The sequence below is a fragment of the Rhodococcus sp. ACPA4 genome (assembly GCF_002300185.1).
GTDB classification, from domain to species: Bacteria; Actinomycetota; Actinomycetes; order Mycobacteriales; family Mycobacteriaceae; genus Rhodococcus_F; species Rhodococcus_F globerula.
The window spans coordinates 488,804-505,417 of record NZ_NSDY01000001.1; the positions used below are offsets into that span (position 1 = coordinate 488,804).

Annotated in this window: 17 protein-coding genes; 13 read left to right on the forward strand and 4 right to left on the reverse strand. The window is 63.6% G+C overall.

The annotated features are described in order from the left end of the window. Positions 1–16: 16 nt before the first annotated feature. Positions 17–652 (reverse strand): TetR/AcrR family transcriptional regulator, encoded by a 636-nt coding sequence (locus CJ178_RS02250; protein ID WP_257012977.1) that lies wholly within the window; start codon positions 650–652, stop codon positions 17–19. Between the two features lie 70 nt (positions 653–722). Between CJ178_RS02250 and CJ178_RS02255 the strand changes: the two genes are divergently transcribed. After that, complete coding sequence (locus tag CJ178_RS02255) at positions 723–2,135, forward strand: DHA2 family efflux MFS transporter permease subunit (protein ID WP_095886022.1); 1,413 nt, start codon at positions 723–725, stop codon at positions 2,133–2,135. A gap of 52 nt (positions 2,136–2,187) precedes the next feature. On the opposite strand, the gene CJ178_RS02260 is transcribed toward CJ178_RS02255, so the two are convergent. Together CJ178_RS02260 and CJ178_RS02265 are read right to left on the reverse strand one after the other, a co-directional pair. Beyond that, entirely contained in the window at positions 2,188–2,634 is a 447-nt protein-coding gene (locus tag CJ178_RS02260) for a ferritin-like domain-containing protein (RefSeq protein WP_095887792.1), read from the reverse strand. After that, a complete protein-coding gene (locus tag CJ178_RS02265; protein WP_179300805.1) occupies positions 2,631–3,131 on the reverse strand; it encodes a hypothetical protein in 501 nt (166 codons plus the stop codon). The genes CJ178_RS02260 and CJ178_RS02265 overlap by 4 nt, the downstream gene beginning before the upstream one ends. Positions 3,132–3,402: 271 nt before the next feature. On the opposite strand from CJ178_RS02265, the gene rimP reads away from it, so the two are divergent. From rimP to truB, 11 genes are all read left to right on the forward strand, one after another. Then, the gene (gene rimP / locus CJ178_RS02270) at positions 3,403–4,008 is read left to right on the forward strand and encodes a ribosome maturation factor RimP (protein ID WP_033234911.1); all 606 of its coding nucleotides are present in this window, start codon (positions 3,403–3,405) and stop codon (positions 4,006–4,008) included. Next, on the forward strand, positions 4,005–5,036 hold the full coding sequence (gene nusA / locus CJ178_RS02275) for a transcription termination factor NusA (RefSeq protein ID WP_033234910.1): 1,032 nt from the start codon (positions 4,005–4,007) through the stop codon (positions 5,034–5,036). Before rimP ends, nusA begins: the two co-directional genes overlap by 4 nt. Before the next feature lie 44 nt (positions 5,037–5,080). After that, positions 5,081–5,431, forward strand: a complete 351-nt coding sequence (locus tag CJ178_RS02280; protein ID WP_045067292.1) for a YlxR family protein — start codon at positions 5,081–5,083, stop codon at positions 5,429–5,431. 108 nt (positions 5,432–5,539) lie between these two features. Next, positions 5,540–8,539 carry a translation initiation factor IF-2 gene (infB, locus tag CJ178_RS02285; protein WP_084702751.1) on the forward strand — a complete coding sequence of 1,000 codons (3,000 nt, stop codon included), beginning with the start codon at positions 5,540–5,542 and terminating at the stop codon, positions 8,537–8,539. A gap of 139 nt (positions 8,540–8,678) precedes the next feature. Next, complete coding sequence (locus CJ178_RS02290) at positions 8,679–8,969, forward strand: DUF503 domain-containing protein (protein WP_033234909.1); 291 nt, start codon at positions 8,679–8,681, stop codon at positions 8,967–8,969. Between the two features lie 149 nt (positions 8,970–9,118). Continuing rightward, complete coding sequence (rbfA, locus tag CJ178_RS02295) at positions 9,119–9,604, forward strand: 30S ribosome-binding factor RbfA (RefSeq protein WP_033234908.1); 486 nt, start codon at positions 9,119–9,121, stop codon at positions 9,602–9,604. A gap of 12 nt (positions 9,605–9,616) precedes the next feature. Further along, on the forward strand, positions 9,617–10,621 hold the full coding sequence (locus CJ178_RS02300; RefSeq protein ID WP_033234907.1) for a DHH family phosphoesterase: 1,005 nt from the start codon (positions 9,617–9,619) through the stop codon (positions 10,619–10,621). Between the two features lie 10 nt (positions 10,622–10,631). Next, positions 10,632–12,050: an MATE family efflux transporter gene (locus tag CJ178_RS02305; RefSeq protein WP_080711754.1), complete on the forward strand. Its 1,419-nt coding sequence runs from the start codon at positions 10,632–10,634 to the stop codon at positions 12,048–12,050. After that, positions 12,035–12,958 (forward strand): metallophosphoesterase family protein, encoded by a 924-nt coding sequence (locus tag CJ178_RS02310; RefSeq protein WP_033234905.1) that lies wholly within the window; start codon positions 12,035–12,037, stop codon positions 12,956–12,958. Before CJ178_RS02305 ends, CJ178_RS02310 begins: the two co-directional genes overlap by 16 nt. A 14-nt stretch (positions 12,959–12,972) precedes the next feature. Beyond that, entirely contained in the window at positions 12,973–13,632 is a 660-nt protein-coding gene (locus tag CJ178_RS02315; RefSeq protein WP_033234904.1) for a 4'-phosphopantetheinyl transferase family protein, read from the forward strand. Positions 13,633–13,656: 24 nt separating this feature from the next. After that, positions 13,657–14,580 (forward strand): tRNA pseudouridine(55) synthase TruB, encoded by a 924-nt coding sequence (gene truB / locus CJ178_RS02320; protein WP_033234903.1) that lies wholly within the window; start codon positions 13,657–13,659, stop codon positions 14,578–14,580. 22 nt (positions 14,581–14,602) lie between these two features. Here the strand turns inward: truB and CJ178_RS02325 are convergent, their stop codons facing one another. Beyond that, positions 14,603–15,364 carry a metal-dependent transcriptional regulator gene (locus CJ178_RS02325; RefSeq protein ID WP_095886023.1) on the reverse strand — a complete coding sequence of 254 codons (762 nt, stop codon included), beginning with the start codon at positions 15,362–15,364 and terminating at the stop codon, positions 14,603–14,605. A gap of 117 nt (positions 15,365–15,481) precedes the next feature. Between CJ178_RS02325 and CJ178_RS02330 the strand changes: the two genes are divergently transcribed. Then, positions 15,482–16,462, forward strand: coding sequence for a bifunctional riboflavin kinase/FAD synthetase (locus tag CJ178_RS02330; RefSeq protein ID WP_045067300.1), 981 nt, complete (start codon positions 15,482–15,484; stop codon positions 16,460–16,462). Positions 16,463–16,614 lie beyond the last annotated feature (152 nt).

Below are 16,614 nucleotides of genomic sequence, written 5' to 3' on the forward strand. Positions count from 1 at the left end.
AAATCCCAGTGGCCGGTCAGGTGTCCGAGTCGGATGCAGGCGCGGTGCCGGTGGCGGAGAGTGTTGTTGCGGCCGATTCGCCGAAGACGCTGACGCACAGTTCCGCTAACGCGGGATCCTCGTCGATGCGGTCCGGCGCTTTCATCGCGAGCAGATTGTTGATGAGCATGCCGTTGGCGATGAACATCCGGGCCTGCTCGGGGGTGCAACCGGTTCGATCACGCACCAGGCTGTAGATCTTCGACATCGCGAACCGTGAGACGGTGGCGATGTCGTCTGTGCCGGTGGCGAACCCGTGCAGCATGACGAGCAGTAGGTCGCGGTCCAGGATCAGCTCGCCGTAGGCGGAACCGAGTTCGGCCCAGAACTCCGGATCGTCAGGCTCGATATCAAGTGTGTCCAGCTTTTCGGTGAAGGTTCGGACGATTTCGTCGAGTGCTCGCGCGAACACCGCCCGGAACAGTTCTGCTTTCGTTCCGAACATGCGCACGATGTACGGCTGCGAGACACCGGCTTCCTTCGCGACCGCATCGGTGCTGGTGCCGGAGTATCCGCCGCGGGCGAAGGCCCTGGTGGCTGCTGCAAGGACAAGTGCCCGGCGCTGGGGCGCGCTCATCCTTCGCTTGGGTGGGGCGGAATCTTCGCTCGGCATATTGACAGGTTATCAGTTGATAACTTAGCGTCGAATAAGTAATCAACTGATACCTAATCGAAGGCGTGCAATGACTGTTTTGGCGAATGCCGGTGCCGCACCCGGTTCGGAAGGGACCCGCAGGCGATCAGTACCGGTTGCGATTGCGATCGTCGCGGCGTCCCTGCCGATGTTCATGGCAACCCTCGACAATCTCGTGATGACCAGCGCATTGCCGGTGATCGAGAAAGATCTGAATGCGTCCGTGAGCCAGTTGCAGTGGTTCATGAATGCGTACACGCTTGCGTTTGCGACGCTGATGTTGTCGGCGACGACGCTCGGCGATCGCTGGGGTAGGCGACGCATGTTCGTCGGCGGGATCGGACTGTTCACCGCGGCGTCAATTGCCTCCGCGCTCTCGACATCGGCAGGACTGTTGATCGCGGCACGCGCCGTTCAAGGCGTCGGCGCTGCTGCCATCATGCCGCTCTCGCTGACACTGCTCGTGGCTGCGGTTCCGGAAGCCAAGCGCGCCATGGCAATCGGCATCTGGGGTGGAGTATCGGGCCTCGGTATCGCGATGGGTCCGGTGGTGGGCGGCGCTGTGGTCGACGGTTTTTCGTGGCAAGGGATCTTCTGGATCAACGTGCCGGTAGCAATCGTCGCAGTTCCGCTCGCAATGTATGCACTGCGCGAATCGGCAGGGCGGAAGCAACCTTTGGACGTCGCCGGGGTCGCGCTGGCCGGACTTGGTGTGTTCCTCGCTGTCTGGGGCATCGTTCACGGAAACGACGACGGTTGGGGTTCCTTCGGTGTTGTCGCATCGCTGGTGGGTGCCGTAGTTGCCTTGGGGCTGTTCATCGTTCGCGAACGAACCACGTCGCACCCCGTGATGCCGTTGCGTCTGTTCCGATCCAGAAGCTTCTCGATGGCAAACGTGATCGGACTGACCTTCTCGATCGGCATCTTCGGTGCGGTGTTCCTGCTCTCGCAGTACCTCCAGATCGCGATGGGGTTCACACCGTTCGAAGCCGGGTTGCGGACGCTTCCGTGGACGGCGGCGCCGATGGTTTTTGCGCCGCTCGCGGGCTTCCTCGCCCCGAAAGTGGGACTGCGGCCGCTGCTTCTCACCGGTCTCGGTCTGCAAGCCGGCGCGTTGTTCTGGTTGGCTGCTCGCATCGGTCCCGACGCCACGTACGCGTCACTCGTCCCCGCACTTCTCATGGCCGGAATCGGCATGGGGCTGACCTTCGCGCCCAATGCCACCGCGGTACTCGTCGACATGGACGCGCCGGATCACGGCACGGCCAGTTCGACCAACGCAACACTTCGCGAGATCGGCGTCGCATTGGGAATCGCAGTCCTGACAGCGGTGTTCCTGGCCGCAGGTGGAGCGTTGACGCCGCTGGGATACAGCGAAGCACTGACTCCCGCTCTGCGAGTCGGCGGATGTTTTGTACTGGTCGCGGTAGTGGCGGCGTGGTTTGTGCCGACTCGGAAGTGAGTTTTGCTGTGCGCCTTTATCAACCGCGGGCGGTTAATCAAGGCGCACAGCACTATTCGCCGGGAAACGCCGATGTTGCGGGAGTTGTCCCGAGTGCGAGATTCCAGCCGGCCCCGCGGATCGAGGCGTCTGTGAGCGCCTCGACTCCGAAAGTGCGGAGATCGTCGGAATCGGCCTGTTCGATCAACGCGCGATACGCAGTTGCGGTGTCGGCTTCGATCTGTGCCGCCAACTGCGCCGCCGTGATGGCGTCGGTGACCGGGAAAGGGATGTCGTAGCCGGCGGCGGCAATCGGGGGAGTGAGGCCCGCGTCGACGGCAATGACGGACAAAGCGTCGCGGCGCGCCCGGTGGGTCGCCATGTGGGTGGCAACCTCGTTGGCCCGAGCCGGGTTGGAGAACGCTGCCACGACGCCGTAAGCGAAGATTGCGGCGTTCTCGGATTCGATGGCGTCGAGCACGGCTGAATCACTGGTTGTCGATGTGCGCAGAATGCTCATGGCAGCAGTACCGCCGCCTGGGTGGCGCACGCCGCGCTGATCGAACCGAGCAGTCCGGCGCGATAGCCGGATGTCGTCCGGGCGAGATCGGCAGCGCTGCGAGCGGACTCCGCTAACGACGCGCGCACAGCGTCGATCCCCGCGGGCGCTGCGGGCGCGGTCGACGACGCTGACGGCGTTGACGTGGTGCCGGTACCCCCGCCTGCCGCTCGCGCGATCTCGGCGTCGAGGGCATCGGCATGAGCGGTGCGCTCCGCGCTGATCGTCGTGAGCGCGGCAACACGTTCCGGTGCGAGCGCGATCGAATTGCTTGCAGCGGCGGCGTCTGCTCGTGCGCGATCGGCCTGCGAGGTCAGCTGGTCGACTTCTACGGCGGCCTGGGCGGAGCCGTTGTCAGTACACGCTGTGGCCGCGAAGGCGATGGCGCCGATCGACGCCGCACCTGCGATCTTCAGCGCACTCCGGCGGGAGTGGGAGGTGGTGGATAAGGGCGTCAGCACTCGTCCATGGTGCCAGGTACCGCGCGATTCGTTCGAATCAGGCAAACGTGTTCACGTGTGATGTGTAACGGTCGGTCTGGTCGCAGGCATCTCGAAGGGGCGGTACTCTTGGATGCTTGGCCGGACAGTGTGGCGAATGGTGTCTTTGGCATGCCCACAAACTGGGTACCTGCTACTTCGAGACCTGCATCACACAGGCCTGAGCCACGCAGACTGACAACATCGAGTCGATGCGAGTCGACGACAACTGAAACGAGGAGTTCGCGAGATGCCGGTGCCATCCAAGGACAGGGTTATCGAGCTGGTCTCCGAACTCGTGCAGTCCAAGGGCTACGACGTCGAGGACGTCGTAGTCACTAATGCGGGCAAGCACAGCGCCGTTCGCATCATGGTCGACAGTGACGCCGGTATCGAACTGGATGCCGCTGCCGAGATCAGTCGGCTCGTCTCCGAGTTGTTCGACAGCCTCGAGGAAATCGGGGAAGCGCCGTACACGCTCGAGGTCACGTCGCCCGGGATCGATCGGCCGCTGACAGCAGAGCGACATTGGCGTCGCGCACGTGGGCGCAAAGCACGCATCGATCTTGCCGACGAGACCGTCGTCGGTCGAATCGGTGTCCTCGGCGAGGATTCGGTTGCAGTGGTGATGAACGGTCGCGGCGGGCTGACAGTCCGCGAGATACCACTGGCAGACGTGCAGAAAGCTGTTGTGCAGGTCGAGTTTTCGAAGCCGAGCGACGCAGAGCTGGAGCTTGCCGGAGGAATCCCGGAGGGTCGGGCAGTGCATACGGACCTCGACGAGTCCGATGCACAGGTGCTCGATTCCGAAGAAGACGTAGAAGACGTAGATAACGAAGAAGGGTTCGACAAGTGAATATCGACATTGCAGCGTTGCGAGCGATCGAGGCCGAAAAAGGCGTCCCGATCGAAACGGTGATCGCCACGATCCAGACTGCGCTGCTGACGGCATACCGACACACCGAGGGCCACAAGCAGAACGCTCGGATCGACGTCAATCTCAAGACCGGATCGGTGCGAGTCATGGCTCACGACACCGACTCCGACGGAAATATGGTGGGCGCCGAGTGGGACGACACCCCCGAGGGCTTCGGCCGGATCGCGGCGACCACCGCGCGTCAGGTGATTCTTCAGCGTCTGCGTGATGCCGAGCACGAGCGCAGTTTCGGCGAGTACTCGACGCACGAAGGTGAAATCGTTGGTGGTGTGATCCAGCGAGACACCCGCGCGAACTCGCGTGGCATGGTTGTCGTGCGAATCGGCAGCGACGCGCATGGCACCGAAGGCCTGCTCCCGCCGGCCGAGCAGGTTCCGGGTGAAAGCTACGAGCACGGCGAGCGCATCAAGTGCTACGTCGTCGGGGTTGCCCGCGGCGCGCGCGGCCCGCAGATCACGCTGTCGCGCACCCACCCGAACCTGGTTCGGAAGCTGTTTGCACTCGAGGTTCCCGAAATTGCCGACGGCAGCGTCGAGATCATCAATGTTGCCCGCGAAGCTGGTCACCGTTCCAAGATCGCGGTTGCGTCGCGCGTTCACGGGCTCAATGCGAAGGGTGCATGCATCGGTCCCATGGGGCAGCGCGTGCGTAACGTCATGAGCGAACTTGCGGGCGAGAAGATCGACATCATCGACTACGACGAGGACCCCGCGACATTTGTGGGCAATGCGCTCTCGCCGTCGAAAGTGGTCTCCGTCACTGTTGTCGACCTCGATGCCCGCGCAGCTCGGGTTATCGTGCCTGATTTCCAGCTGTCGCTGGCCATCGGCAAGGAGGGTCAAAATGCCCGCCTTGCTGCACGGTTGACCGGTTGGCGTATCGATATTCGAAGCGATGCAGCACCGGTCGACGACGCGTCGGATCGCTCCGGCGCGTCAAACGGATAACGGTGGAATGCAGTGTTCCAGACAGTTCGACGGTAGAGTAGACGATGGTTCGACGTGAGTCCTCGGATTTTGCGCGCGCGACGCCCGGTTCGCCGGTCAGAACGTGTGTGGGATGCAGGGAACAAGGGTCGGCTGCCGATCTGTTGAGGGTCGTGGTTGGTGGGCAGGGGCCGGAGGGTTCCCTGCTTGTCCCCGACGTATTGCGAAGGCTCCACGGTCGAGGTGCATGGCTGCACCTGGATCCGAGTTGCCTGAGCCTGGCAGAGCGGCGCCGAGCATTCAGCAGAGCACTGCGAGTGTCCGGAAATCTGGACACGTCCGCTGTCGACCAGCTGGTCGACGCAGTTCACACAAAAGCAGTACCTCTCGAGAAGAACAGGCACAAGCACTCATGAGCACACCGTGAAGCACCAACGATGAACGTCCATCGGCTATAACCCGAGGTCGTGTGGGACCCACATCTGTGGGATGCCTCCTGCTCGACCTCATCAGTGAGGAGAGCAGTGGCAGGCAAGGCCCGCGTACACGAGTTGGCTAAAGAGCTCGGTGTTACCAGCAAGGAACTACTCGCAACGCTCAAAGAGCAGGGCGAGTTCGTAAAGTCTGCGTCATCCACAGTGGAGGCGCCCGTCGCACGTCGTCTGCGGGAATCATTCCCGTCTGCCGGTGGTGCAGAAACCAAGCCCGCGTCCGGTGACGCAGCGGCAAAGCCCGCAGCGAAGCCCGGCGCACCGTCGCCGTCGGCAGCAAAGCCCGGCGCACCGCGTCCCGGGCAGCGTCCCGGCCCCAAGCCGGCCGCACCGGCTCCCGCAGCACCGGCAGCCCCGGCTGCTGCAGCTCCGGCCCCGGCAGCACCGTCCGCTCCCGCAGCACCGGCTCCTACGACGCCGGCAGTCCCCACGCCGACGTTCAATGCGCCCGCTGCACCCAGCAACGCTCCGAAGCCGGCTCGTCCGGCTCCGGCAGCTCCCGCGGCACCGGCAGCTCCCGCTGCAGCTGCTCCGGCAGCACCGTCGACCGGCGCAAAGCCCGGTGGACCTCGTCCGATGCCCAAGGCTCCGCGCGTCGGAAACAACCCGTACTCCTCGGCTCCGGCTGAGCGTCCGGCACCACGTCCGGCTCCGGGCCAGAGCGGTCCTCGTCCGGGCGCTCCGCGTCCCGCGGCGCAGGGTGGATCTCGTCCGGCTCCCGGCCAGGGTGGACCCCGTCCGGCTCCCGGCCAGGGCGGTCCTCGTCCGGCTCCCGGCCAGGGCGGTCCTCGTCCGGCTCCCGGCCAGGGTGGACCCCGTCCGCCCGCAGGTCAGGGTGGACCTCGTCCGAGCCCCGGCTCCATGCCTCCTCGCCCGAACCCGGGTGCAATGCCTGCTCGTTCCGCTCGTCCCGCGCCCGGTGGCGGCGCAGGTCGTCCGGGCCGTCCCGGTGGCGCTCCCGGCGGTCGTCCCGGTGGCGGCGGCGGTGGGTACCGCGGTGGCGGAGCTCCCGGCGGCGGCGCAGGTGCCGGTGCAGGTGCTCCCGGTGGCGGAGCTCCCGCAGGTGGTTTCCGCGGTCGTCCCGGCGGCGGTGGCCGTCCCGGTCAGCGCGGCGCTGCAGCAGGCGCATTCGGTCGTCCCGGCGGCGCTGTTCGTCGTGGACGTAAGTCGAAGCGGGCAAAGCGCGCCGAGTACGAGAGCATGCAGGCTCCCGCAGTCGGTGGCGTCAGGCTGCCTCGCGGCAACGGCGAGACCATCCGTCTCGCTCGCGGCGCGTCGCTGTCCGACTTCGCAGACAAGATCGATGCGAACCCCGCAGCACTTGTGCAGGCACTGTTCAATCTCGGCGAGATGGTCACGGCAACGCAGTCGGTCAACGACGAGACGCTGGAGCTTCTCGGCGGCGAAATGAACTACGTCGTTCAGGTCGTCAGCCCTGAGGACGAAGACCGTGAGCTGCTCGAACACTTCGACCTCACCTACGGCGAGGACGCCGGCGGAGAAGAGGACCTCGAGTCCCGTCCGCCTGTGGTCACCGTCATGGGCCACGTCGACCACGGTAAGACCCGTCTGCTCGATGTGATCCGTAAGGCCAACGTCCGTGAGGGCGAAGCCGGCGGCATCACGCAGCACATCGGTGCTTACCAGGTGCTCACCGAGCTCGAGGGCAACGAGCGTCTCGTGACGTTCATCGACACCCCCGGTCACGAGGCCTTCACGGCCATGCGTGCTCGTGGTGCCAAGGCCACCGACCTCGCGATCCTTGTTGTCGCGGCCGACGACGGTGTCATGCCGCAGACGGTGGAAGCGATCAACCACGCCCAGGCGGCCGACGTGCCGATCGTGGTCGCGGTCAACAAGATCGACAAGGAAGGCGCTAACCCGGACAAGATCCGTCAGCAGCTGACCGAGTACGGACTGGTCGCCGAGGAATACGGCGGAGACACCATGTTCGTCGACATCTCGGCGAAGCAGGGTCTGCACATCGATCAGCTTCTCGAAGCTGTGCTGCTGACCGCGGATGCTTCCCTGGATCTGCGCGCAAACCCGGACATGGATGCACAGGGTGTTGCGATCGAGGCTCACCTCGACCGTGGCCGTGGCCCCGTTGCCACAGTGCTCATCCAGCGCGGAACGCTGCGCGTCGGCGATTCCATCGTCGCCGGTGATGCATACGGCCGCGTCCGCCGCATGGTGGACGAGCACGGCGAGGACGTCCACGAGGCACTGCCTTCGCGTCCGGTTCAGGTCATCGGCTTCACGTCCGTCCCCGGTGCAGGCGACAACCTGCTCGTGGTCGACGAGGACCGTATTGCCCGTCAGATCGCTGACCGTCGCAATGCACGTAAGCGCAATGCGTTGGCAGCGAAGAGCCGCAAGCGCATCAGCTTGGACGATCTCGATGCAGCTCTGAAGGAACATTCGCAGCTGAACTTGATCCTCAAGGGCGACAACTCGGGAACCGTCGAGGCTCTCGAAGAGGCACTGCTGGCTATCCCGATCGACGACGAGGTGCAGTTGCGCGTCATCGACCGCGGTGTCGGTGGCGTCACGGAGACCAACGTCAACCTGGCAGCGGCTTCCAACGCGATCATCATCGGCTTCAACGTCCGTGCCGAAGGCAAGGCGACCGAGCTGGCGAACCGCGAGGGTGTCGACATCCGGTACTACTCGGTGATCTACCAGGCCATCGACGAGGTCGAGAAGGCTCTCAAGGGTCTGCTCAAGCCGGTGTACGAAGAGGTCGAGCTGGGCAAGGCGGAGATCCGCGCGATGTTCCGTTCGTCCAAGATCGGCAACATTGCCGGTTGCTTGGTCACGTCGGGCAGCATCCGTCGCAACGCCAAGGCACGTCTCATCCGCGACAGCAAGGTTGTCGCCGAGACGGTCACCATCTCCTCGCTCAAGCGGGAGAAGGAAGACGCCACCGAGGTTCGCGAAGGCTACGAATGTGGTCTGACCGTCACCTACTCCGATATCAAGATCGGTGACGTTCTGGAGTGCTACGAGCTTCGTGAGAAGCCGCGCGACTAGTAGTCGCCGCGGGCGCTGGGGGCGCTCGTGAGTATTGACTGACATGGACTCTCCTGGACATTGACCACAATGTCCGGGAGAGTCCATTCGGCTATGCCGACGAGGAAGCGGTCTGGGACGAGAAACTGTCTGGGGGAATATGTTCGTAGGTGCATTGGAGTTCGACATTCTTTTCGGAGATGTCCACTCCCTCAAGGAAAAGCGTTCGCTGGTGTCGCCGATTCTGACCGAACTGCGGCGTTTCGGTATCAGTGCGGCGGAAGCCGGGGAACAGGGGCGTCTTCGCCGCGCCTTGGTCGGTGTTGCTGCGGTCAGTTCGTCGATGGATCATCTGCACGACGTACTCGATCGTTGTGAGCGAGCGGTTGCGGCGCGACCGGAAATGCAGTTACTTGCCGTACGTCGGCGTGTCTTCGGTCCCGAGGACTGATTTGGTCGGTGGGCGGCGATGCACAAGACTGGTGTCGGTAATAATTCTTGTAAATCGAACATTGTGAACGATCGAGTTATCTCGTATCGGATGTGCGTGAAATCGAATGTCCGTGGAATCGAAAGTCCAGGGAGAAGGAGACAGAGATCATGGTGGATCCCGCCCGGGCCCGTAAGCTCGCAAAACGAATCGGCACGATTGTCGCGACCGCAATCGACCACGAGATCAAGGATCCGCGGCTTGCTTTTGTGACCATCACCGACACGAAGGTCACCAACGACCTGCACGATGCGACCGTGTACTACACCGTGATGGGTGAAAAGGTCGATTCCGCACCCGACGTCGAAGCTGCTGCAGCCGGTCTCGAGAAGGCCAAGGGTGTTCTGCGGTCGAAGGTGGGCGCCGGCACCGGTGTCCGTTTCACCCCGACGCTGACGTTTGTCGCGGACACCGTTCCCGACACTGCGCGCCACATGGAAGAGCTGTTGGCTCGTGCGCGTGCCGCCGACGGCGAGCTCGCCAAGGCTCGCGAGGGAGCTCAGCCTGCCGGTGATGCAGATCCGTACAAGGAGCCACGAGTAGCTGCTGACGACGATGACGACGTCGTTGCCTCGGATGCTCGAGATCTCGACTGACCCGCAGCGAGGATGACGATCACCGCACGCGCTGACGGAGACCCTTGCGAGGATCCTTGCCGGGCAGGCTTCGCGCGGGCAATCGAAGTGCTGGATGCGGCTCGGACGGCAACTATTCTGTGCCACATCCAGCCTGACGCAGACACTATCGGCAGCGGTCTGGCATTGGGGTTGGCGCTCGAGCGCCGGGGCGTTTCGGTTCAGGTTGCCTTCAGCCGGCCTGCGCACCTGCCCGAGTCCATGCTCGGATTTCCCGGTCTGCATCTGTTGGTTCCACCGGCTTCCGTGCGTTCCGAAGTGGACGTCCTGATCACCGTCGACGTGGGAAGCGCCGGGCGCTTGGGCGCTCTTGCGGATCGGTTGGCTGGTGCGGCCAGCACTGTCGTCGTGGATCATCATCGATCCAATTCGGAATTCGGTGCGATCAACGTCGTGGACGAATCCGCAGCATCGACGACGGCTCTGCTGGCACGGTTGTTCGATTTTTGGGGCGTGGAGATCGATCGAGACGTGGCCCATTGCCTGTATGCCGGTCTGGTGACCGATACGGGGTCCTTCCGTTGGGGCGGGCCGTCGACGCATGTTCTTGCGGCCCGGCTGTTAGCCACCGGTATCGACGGCGACACCATCGCTCGGCAACTTCTCGACACGCATCCGTTCGGCTGGCTGCCGATGCTGTCGTCGGTGCTCGGCTCGGCGACGCTGGTACGAAGCGCTGCGGGTGGTCGCGGTCTCGTGTACGCGGTAATCCGCCGAGACGACATCGGAGATCTGCGGTCCGAGGAAATCGAGAGCGTTGTCGACATCGTCCGGACGACGTCGGAAGCCGAGGTTGCCGCTGTGCTCAAGGAATCGGAAACCGGCAGCTGGTCGATATCGTTGCGCGCGAAGACCGATGTCGACGTCTCGGCTGTCGCGGAGAGACTCGGTGGCGGTGGACATCGGCTCTCGGCCGGCTACACCTCGACCGATTCGAGTGAGCAGACGGTTGCAGCGTTGATTGCCGCACTGGGGTGAGTGTCCGATCGTGACCGCATCCGATAGTCCTGTGCCAGCAACTGCGACAAAATCCGGCGCCGAGGTCGACGTGACCGGCCGTCGTATCTTCGGGTTGGCGTTGCCTGCGCTAGGTGTGCTGGCAGCCGAGCCGCTCTATCTCCTGTTCGACATCGCAGTCGTGGGACGGCTCGGAGCCCTTCCGTTGGCGGGTCTGGCGGTGGGCGGGCTCATCTTGTCGTTGGTGAGCACTCAGTTGACGTTCCTCTCGTATGGAACCACCGCTCGCGCGGCTCGACTGCACGGCGCCGGCCGCGATCGCGAGGCGGTGGGTGAAGGTGTTCAGGCAACGTGGTTGGCGTTGGTGATCGGGCTGCTGTTGGTGGCGGTGGTGCAGGCGATTGCCGGGCCGTTGACGTCGGCGGTGGCGGGCGGTTCCGATATCGCGGATGCGGCCGAGAGTTGGTTGCGCATCGCGGTACTGGGTGTGCCGCTCATTCTGGTAGCCCTCGCCGGCAACGGTTGGATGCGCGGGCTGCAGAACACGATCCGTCCGCTGCGATTCGTTCTTGTGGGACTGGGGATTTCGGCAGTTCTGTGCCCGATCCTGGTTCACGGATTATGGGGTGCGCCGCGCCTCGAACTCGAAGGTTCGGCGGTTGCGAATCTTGTCGGTCAGAGTATTTCCGGCATCTTGTTCGCGTGGGCGTTGTTCCGCGAACCAGTCTCGGTCAGACCACGTGTGTCGATCATGCGCGCGCAGATGGTCATGGGCCGCGATTTGATTCTCCGCAGCCTCGCTTTCCAAGCCTGTTTCGTGTCGGCTGCGGCGGTTGCGTCGCGATTCGGAGCAGCCGTGGTGGGCGCGCATCAGGTGGTTCTGCAGTTGTGGAACCTGGTTGCGCTGCTTCTCGATTCATTGGCGATCGCCGCGCAGACGCTGATCGGGGCCGCGCTGGGAGGCGGATTTGCGGTTGCTGCCAAGAAAATGGCGTGGCGGATCACAGTGTGGTCGACGGTCTTCGCAGTGCTGTTGGCCGTTCTGTTTGCCGCCGGGCACTCGGTGATCCCGCAACTGTTCACGGCAGACGACGAGGTGCTGGCGCAGATGTCGATCGCCTGGTGGTTCTTCGTCGCGATCATGCCGGTCGCGGGAGTCGTGTTTGCCCTCGACGGAGTTCTCCTCGGCGCCGGTGATGTGACCTTCATGAGAAATGCCACCATGGCGTGTGCGGTGGTCGGATTTCTGCCGGCAATCTGGATGTCGCTGGCCTTCGACTGGGGGTTGGCCGGAATCTGGGCGGGCCTGACCGTGTTTGTCGTACTGCGGATGATTGCGGTGTCCTGGCGTGCGCTGTCGGGAAAGTGGGCTGTGACGGGAACCGAGACAACTGCACATGCAGTCGAGCGTTCGAGTGAGGAAGCTGAGGGATCGTGGCAGCAAAGCTGATGGCAGTGAGCGACATCCATGTCGGTCACAACGGCAACAAGCCGATGACGGAGGACCTGTTCCCGGACTCGCCGGACGACTGGTTGATCCTGGCCGGCGACGTGTCGGAGAAGACCGACGATATTCGCTGGGCGCTCACGCTCCTGCGTTCGCGCTTCGCGAAGGTCATCTGGATTCCCGGCAACCACGAACTGTGGACCACGGCCAAGGACCCGGTGCAGATTCACGGCGCTCCGCGGTACGAGTACCTGGTCAACATGTGCCGCGAGATCGACGTCATCACGCCGGAGGATCCGTTCCCGGTGTGGGAGGGCGAAGACGGTCCGGTGACGCTCGTCCCGATGTTCCTGCTCTACGACTACTCGTTCCTGCCCGTCGGGGCGCGAGACAAGGAACACGGCCTCGAGATCGCGCGGGACAAGAACGTCGTCGCCACCGACGAATTTCTGCTGTCGTCGCAGCCGTACGCAACCCGCGACGCGTGGTGCCGTGCCCGCATCGCGTACACGCAGGAGCGTCTGGACGCGTTGCCCGAAGGTACGAAGACCGTGCTGATCAATCACTTTCCGTTGGTTCGTCAACCGACTGACGTGCTGATCTATCCGGAATTCGCGCTGTGGTGCGGTACGACGCTGACCGCGGACTGGCATGTGAAATACAACGCCGTGTGCTCGGTCTACGGGCACCTGCACATCCCGCGAACCACCTACTACGACGGCGTCCGCTTCGAGGAAGTGTCGCTCGGATACCCACGGGAGTGGCGTCGGCGCGGCCTGCCCGAGAAACTGTTGCGGCAGATTCTGCCGGTGCCGGAGTACCCGCCGGGAACGTTGAACAAATGGGGCGGCCACTTCAAGGTGACGCCGGAGCAGGAAGCCGAAGTCGAGCGTATGCGCTCGGGTCGCTAGAAAGGCACCGACACGTGATCGAACAGATTCTGCCCGGCGGCATCGCGATTGCCGAGGCGTTCGAGGATCCGCCTGGACTTGTCCCGCATCCCAGCGAAGAGGCGCTGATCGGCCGTGCGGTGGAGAAGCGTCGTCGCGAATTCGTGACGACGCGCAATCTTGCCCGCACCGCCATGGGGAAACTGGGTGTCCCGGCGGCCCCCGTCATGCGGGGGGAGCGGGGAGCGCCGTTGTGGCCGAAAGGCGTTGTCGGCAGCCTCGCGCACTGCGACGGATATCGCGGCGCGGTGCTGGCGTACTCGATGCAGGTTCGTTCGCTCGGTATCGACGCCGAACCCCACGGACCGTTGCCGGACGGGGTGCTTCCGGCCGTCAGCATCGAGGACGAGCGCACCTGGCTGGGCGAGCAGGCCGGCGACGGTCGCGTCCACTGGGATCGAATCCTGTTCTGCGCCAAGGAAGCCACGTACAAGGCGTGGTTCCCCCTGACACAACGGTGGTTGGGGTTCGAGGACGCACACATCACGTTCGAATCCGAATCGGATACGTCTGGCACGTTCCGATCCAAGTTGTTGGTCCCGGGGGAGACGACCTCCGGTGCGCCGCTCACCGAATTCGACGGTAGGTGGATGGTGTCCGACGGACTGATCCTGACGGCAATTTCGGTGCAGTGAGTCCGGCTGGCAGAATCGAGACCCGTGTCAGCTCGCGAAAAGCCTTCCTCCGGACTTGTCGGCGCCGGAATCTTGATCGTCGACAAAGAAGCAGGCCTCACCAGCCATGACGTAGTGGCCCGGTGCCGCAAGCTGTTGAATACTCGCAAGGTCGGCCATGCGGGAACGCTTGATCCCATGGCAACCGGTGTGCTGGTTCTCGGCGTGGAGCGTGCCACCAAACTGCTCGGACTGCTGGCACTGACCACCAAGGCGTATTCGGCGACCATCCGGTTGGGTGCGTCGACGACCACCGACGACGCGGAAGGTGAAGTACTCACCTCAACGGATGCGTCGGCCGTGACGGATGAGGAGATCGCCGCAGTAGTGGCGACGCTGACCGGTGACATCGAGCAGATCCCGGCCAGTGTCAGCGCCATCAAGGTGGACGGTCAGCGGGCTCACGCTCTGGTACGAGCCGGTGAAACCGTCGAACTTGCCGCGCGTCCGGTGACGGTGTCGACGTTCGAGATTCTTGCCCGACGCGACATCGAGGGCGGATTTGTCGACCTCGACGTCGACGTCGAGTGCTCGTCCGGCACTTACATTCGTTCGCTGGCGCGTGATCTCGGGCGAACGTTGGGTGTCGGCGGTCATCTGACGGCACTGCGTCGCACGCGCGTCGGACCGTTCACTCTCGAACACGCGCGCACGCTCGAAGATCTCGCCGAGGCTCCCGGCGTGAGTCTCGATATCGACCAGGCCGCCCAGACTGCGTTCCCACACCGTCAGATCACAGTGGCCGAGGCCGAAGCCATCAGCCAGGGGCGGTGGCTCGAACCGATCGGGCTCAAAGGTGTCTACGCGGCCATCGATCCCAGCGGCCATACGATTGCCCTGCTGCAGGAAAAGGGAAAGCGTGCGAGTTCGGTCATGGTCGTGCGCCCGGCGACACTGCGCCAAGATTAGTCACTCGCCCGGACCAGGCTGATCAGACCAGCCAGATGGCTTGGGCGACAGGGCTTCCCAGATCTATGCAGTCGGGGTTGTCGCCCAAGCGTACGGAGACGGTGCCGGCAAAATCGCGACGCTCCTCCACGGTGATCTCGACGTCGAGTGTGACGCCGACGGAATCGAAGTAGCGAAGCATCTCCGGATCGGAGTCGGAAATTCGCGCAACCCGCCCGCGCTCACCGTTGGTGAAGTCGCTGAGCTGGCGCGCCGGGGGAGTGGGAATTGTCCCGTCGGCGGCCGGGATGGGGTCGCCGTGCGGATCGCGTTCGGGGAAGCCGAGTTTGGCATCGATGCGCGAGATCATCAGGTCGGAGACGGCATGCTCGAGAATTTCGGCTTCGTCGTGAACCTCGTCCCAGCCGTAGCCGAGTTCGTGAACGAGATACGTTTCGAGCAATCGGTGGCGTCGCACCATGGAGACAGCTGCCGCCCGGCCCGTGTCCGTCAACGCGATCGATCCGTATCGGGCGTGATCGACCAGGCCCTGATCGGACAGTTTGCGGATGGCTTCGGACACGGTGGAGGCGGAGACGCCCATCTTCTCGGACAGCAACTTCGTGGAGATGCGTTCGAGTGACCACTCCTGAATGGTCCAGATGACCTTCAGGTAGTCCTGCGCGACCGAAGACAGTGCAAGCGTGTCGATCGATCCGTCCGGGTGGGAATCCGCGTCGCCCGATTCGGCGGCACCATCCGGTGCAGAGTGTGTATCGGAGGGTCCAGTCTTGTGAGCTGCCACGACACTTAGCTTAGGCTACGAATTGCGGAAGTTCCGTACCTGCGACGTAGTGCAGTGGCAGACCGCTCGGCGGGTCCAACCGAAACTACTGACGGTGCGCCCCGTAGGCTGCCTTTCGTGCTGAGGTGGCGTGGTCTCGACGAAGTTCCGGCCGATTGGGGTCGTTGTGTGCTCACTATCGGTGTGTTCGACGGTGTGCACCGTGGGCATGCCCAATTAATTGCCCGGGCAGTAGCCGCGGCGCGAAAGCGCGGGGTTCCCAGTGTGCTCATGACGTTCGATCCGCACCCCATGGAAGTCGTGCGACCGGGTAGTCATCCGGCTCAGTTGACGACGCTGGCGCGTCGTGCGGAATTGGCCGAAGAGTTGGGCATCGACGTCTTCTGCGTCATGCCGTTCACCGCGGATTTCATGAAGCTGACTCCGGAGCGGTACGTCCACGAAATCCTCGTGGAGCGCCTGCACGTTGCCGAGGTTGTCGTGGGCGACAACTTCACGTTCGGCAAGAAAGCCCTGGGTAACGTCGATCTGCTTCGCGAAATGGGCGATCGATTCGGATTTGCCGTCGACGGTGTCCAATTGCTCGCCGAGCATGCGGTGACGTTCTCGTCGACCTACATTCGCTCGTGCGTCGACGCCGGCGACATGGCCGCGGCAACCGAGGCGCTCGGTCGACCGCATCGCGTCGAAGGTGTTGTGGTGCACGGCGACAAGCGTGGCCGTGAGCTCGGATTTCCGACGGCAAACGTCGCGCCTCCGGTGTTCTCGGCTATTCCGGCCGACGGCGTTTACGCGGCGTGGTTCAGCGTTCTGGGGGCAGACGAGGAGTTGGGCACACTCGTACCGGGAAAGCGGTACAAGTCGGCAGTGTCCGTCGGCACCAATCCGACATTCTCCGGTCGCGCACGCACCGTCGAGGCCTTTGTTCTCGACGCCGACGCAGATCTGTACGGACAACATGTCGCCGTCGACCTGGTGGCGCGGATCCGTGGGATGGAGAAGTTCGATTCCATCGAGTCGTTGATCGCGGAAATGAATCGCGATGTCGAGCGCGCTCGTGAAATTCTGGATCACGACTCGGAACAGAGTGTCGGCTGACGCCCGGGAACAGAGTGTCGGCTGACACACTTGCGGTCGACCGGTAAATCGATCGCAACGGTCCTGGTAGAATCTTCTCTCGGTGTGTGCTGCGGTTTGCGGCGGCCGCGTCCGATCTAGTTCCTTTCACGCAAACGTCATCACAGGAGTGA